Source organism: Stieleria sedimenti (genome assembly GCF_025060895.1).
GTDB lineage: Bacteria > Planctomycetota > Planctomycetia > Pirellulales > Pirellulaceae > Stieleria > Stieleria sedimenti.
The window spans coordinates 1-1,469 of sequence record NZ_JANZKV010000402.1 but is presented as its reverse complement, the minus strand read 5'-3'; the positions used below and the strand labels follow the sequence as shown (position 1 = coordinate 1,469).

The window sequence follows — 1,469 nt, the reverse complement described above, 5'->3', positions numbered from 1 at the left end:
AACTAAATGGGAATGCACCCACACGGTCTTCAAACGAGTTTCCGGCGTTACCACCGGCGAGTTTCGAGCAAGATCCAAAGCATAGCCGAGCACCCTCACGAGCGTGACAAAATATTTTAGGATATGGACGCTGTGCTTCATGGTGCCGTGAAGGCCCGGCAGTATGATTGAGAGACTGACGAAGAGTCTCTTGCTTGTACTATCCATGAATAACGTTCGCACAACTGCCATTGTTACTGGCGCTGGATCTGGGATCGGTGCCGCGATTACCTCGTCTTTGGTCGCACAGGGCTATTTGGTCTTCGCGGTAGGGCGGCGCGAAGCAGCTCTGCGTTCGACCGCCGCAATCTCAGCAGAATCTGTCCGCGTTTGCCCATTTGATGTTGGCGATCGCGTTTCAGTCGATGAGTTAATTGCGTCCATTATTCAGGAATGCGGTCGCATCGATGTGCTAGTGAACTCGGCAGGTACGAACACGGTCGATCGAGTGGCTTCCGAGGTTTCAATCGACGAGTGGAAGCGAATCCTGCGTGTCAATGCAACGGGCGCGTTCAACTGCATTCAAGCCGTGATCCCGCAGATGCGAGAGCAAGGGGGCGGAACGATCGTCAATATCTCGTCGGTTGCTGGCAGGCGTGCGATTCCGCTGGGCGGTGTTGCTTACAACGCGTCCAAGTTCGCGATGACTGCGCTCGGAACAACGGTTGGTGGCGACCGATTCCTGGCGCGATGGCTTACAACATGTCCAAAGCGGCCATCGATCAGATGGCCAAGACGGCGGCCACGGAATTGTGCAACAAGCGAATTCGCGTCAACACGATGCACCCCGGATGGATTGACACGCCGGGCAAACGCAAGTTTTTCAGCGAAGAGAAGCTGGCCGAAAAAGGCGCGGAGTTGCCTTGGGGACGGCTCGGCAAACCGGAAGAAATCGCACGTGGTGTCGTGTTTATGTGCGACCCTGCCAGTGATTATATGACCGGCAGTTCGATCCTAATCGACGGCGGTATCGAATTGCCCGTGCAGGAAATGCATCGTTTGGAGACGCCGGATGTTGCTGGGCAACGAATGGAGACTGTTTAGTGGAGCTTGTAATCACAATAGTATCCTTTCTGTTTTTCACTGGGCTCGTTGCATTCCTGACGTGGCGTTTCACGAGGAATGATGATCACCAAAGTACGGGCGGCTACTTTCTGGGCGGCCGCTCGCTGACGTTCCCGTTAATTGCTGGTTCGTTGCTACTGACGAATCTGTCGACCGAACAAATGGTCGGTCTCAATGGGGCGGCATTCACTGATGGGCTTTGCGTGATGGTCTGGGAAGTTGTGTGTGTGGTTGCGCTTGTGTTCATGGCGTGGTTCTTCCTGCCAAAGTTTCTTAAGAGCGGAGTTTCAACCGTTCCGCAGTATCTGGAGATTCGATTCGACCATCAGACTCAGGTCATCACAAACGTAAGCGCCCGAGGAAAC

2 protein-coding genes and 1 pseudogene are annotated in these 1,469 nt (G+C 54.2%); all 3 read left to right on the top strand.

The genetic code is table 11. The features are described 5' to 3' along the window. Positions 1-163: 163 nt before the first annotated feature. Positions 164-688, top strand: a pseudogene (locus NZK35_RS34270) (SDR family oxidoreductase); the annotation flags it as partial. 53 nt (positions 689-741) lie between these two features. Beyond that, positions 742-1,083, top strand: a complete 342-nt coding sequence (locus NZK35_RS34265; RefSeq protein ID WP_407699876.1) for an SDR family NAD(P)-dependent oxidoreductase — start codon at positions 742-744, stop codon at positions 1,081-1,083. After that, a partial coding sequence (locus NZK35_RS34260; protein ID WP_407699875.1) for a sodium:solute symporter family transporter occupies positions 1,083-1,469 on the top strand: 387 nt, incomplete at its 3' end. The genes NZK35_RS34265 and NZK35_RS34260, both read left to right, overlap by 1 nt.